The 2,025-nt window shown below is 64.7% G+C and carries 2 protein-coding genes; one reads left to right on the top strand and one right to left on the bottom strand.

Annotated features, from left to right (window positions below; all coding sequences use genetic code 11):
• Positions 1 to 1,142, bottom strand: a 1,142-nt coding sequence (mmsA, locus tag AC1D00_RS38610) for a CoA-acylating methylmalonate-semialdehyde dehydrogenase (protein ID WP_477014291.1), incomplete at its 3' end; no start/stop codon positions are given.
• Between the two features lie 103 nt (positions 1,143 to 1,245).
• Between mmsA and AC1D00_RS38605 the strand changes: the two genes are divergently transcribed.
• Positions 1,246 to 2,025, top strand: a 780-nt coding sequence (locus AC1D00_RS38605) for a LysR family transcriptional regulator (RefSeq protein WP_477014290.1), incomplete at its 3' end; no start/stop codon positions are given.

The raw sequence follows: 2,025 nt of genomic DNA, 5'->3' as shown, positions 1-2,025 counted from the left end.
TTGTAGATCCGCATGTCCTTGGTGACGTTGTCGAACAGCGAGCCACCGAGATAAAAGCCCTTCTCGTAGCCCTGCATCTTGAAGCCGCGGCCGTCGACGGCGAGCGTTGCGCCTTCCTTGATGCCGATGTCGATGTAGCCCTTGACCTTCTCGACCGCTTCGCGCGTCACCAGCGGGCCGTAATCGGCCGACGGATCGATCGAGGTGCCGATCTTGAGGGACTCGACGCGCGGGATCAACTTTTCCATCAGGCGGTCGGCGGTGGACTTGCCGACGGGCACCGCGACCGACACGGCCATGCAGCGCTCGCCGGCCGAGCCGTAGCCCGCGCCGATCAGCGCATCGACCGCCTGGTCCATGTCGGCATCGGGCATGATGATGGCGTGGTTCTTGGCGCCGCCGAAGCACTGGCAGCGCTTGCCGGTCTGGGCGGCGCGCTCATAGATGTACTGCGCGATCGGCGTGGAGCCGACGAAGCCGACGGCCTTGATGTCGGGATCGTCGAGGATGGCGTCGACCGCTTCCTTGTCGCCGTTGACGACGTTGAGGATGCCGGCCGGCAGGCCCGCCTCCATCATCAATTCGGCAAGCAGCATCGGCACGCCGGGATCGCGCTCCGACGGCTTGAGGATGAAGGCATTGCCGCAGGCGATCGCCGGCGCGAACTTCCACATCGGAATCATCGCCGGGAAATTGAACGGCGTGATGCCGGCGACGACGCCGAGCGCCTGACGCATCGAATAGATGTCGATGCCTGGGCCGGCGCCCTCGGTGTACTCGCCCTTCATCAGGTGCGGAATGCCGCAGGCGAACTCGGCGACCTCGAGGCCGCGCTGGATGTCGCCCTTGGCGTCGGGCACGGTCTTGCCGTGCTCACGCGCCAGCAGCTCCGCGAGCTTGTCGTAGTCGCGCTGCACCAGCTCGACGAACTTCATCATGACGCGGGCGCGGCGCTGYGGGTTGGTCGCGGCCCATTCCGGCTGCGCGGCGCGGGCGTTCTCGACGGCAGCGCGGACCTCGGCCTTGGACGCCAGCGCCACCTTGGCCTGGACGTCACCGGTCATCGGCTCGAAGACGTCGGCGGTGCGGCCAGAGGTACCCTTGACCTCCTTGCCACCGATGAAATGTCCGATTGAACGCATGGAATAATCTCCTTGGAAGTCGAGCCTGATCGCTTTGACAAATCCTATTGACCTGCATTTTATAGGATTCAAGTCTGTTATATTGCACCATAGATGTGCGAAAATGCTGGATCAAGGTAGCATCGACTGGGACGACTTTCGCTTCGTGCTGGCCATCGTGCGGGGCGGCTCGGTTTCGGCTGCGGCAAAACAGCTCGGCGTCGACCATGCCACCGTGATCCGCCGCGTCGATCGGCTAGAAAAGCACCTCTCGGCAAAGCTGTTTGACCGGCGCAAGACCGGCTATCTCCTGACCGAGGCCGGCCAGCGCGTCGCCGACAGCGCCGAAGCGATGGAATCGACCATCGTCGCCAACCAGGAACAGGTCGGCGGCTCCGTGGCGCGGCTGACCGGAACGGTGCGGATCGGTGCGCCCGATGGCTTCGGTACCGCCTTCCTGGCGCCGCGGCTGGCGCCCTTCGCGGACCGGTATCCCGATCTCGACCTGCAACTTGTGGCAACCGCGCGGCTGTTCAGTCTCTCCAAGCGCGAGGCCGACATCGCCATCAGCCTGACCATGCCGAAGGAAGGCCGCATCGTCGGACGCAAGCTGCTCGACTACCGCCTCGGGCTCTATGCCTCCCCCGCCTATCTCGACCGCTTCCCGACGATCGTCTCGCGCGAGGTGCTGCCGCAGCACCGCTTCGTCGGCTACATCGAGGAGCTCCTGTTCACGCCGGAACTCGATTATCTGCCACAGGTGTCGCCGCGGATTTCCGCCCGCTTCCGCAGCGCCAATTTGATCGCACAGCTCAACGCCACGCTCTCGGGCTTCGGCATCGCAGTGCTGCCGCATTTCATGGCGAGCGACTATCCGCAGCTTGTCGCGGTGCTGGCGGTGCTG

This window comes from Bradyrhizobium sp. P2_E8 (assembly GCF_056403875.1).
The sequence above is the reverse complement of the archived record's forward strand: the minus strand, read 5'-3'. Positions and strand labels throughout refer to the sequence as shown.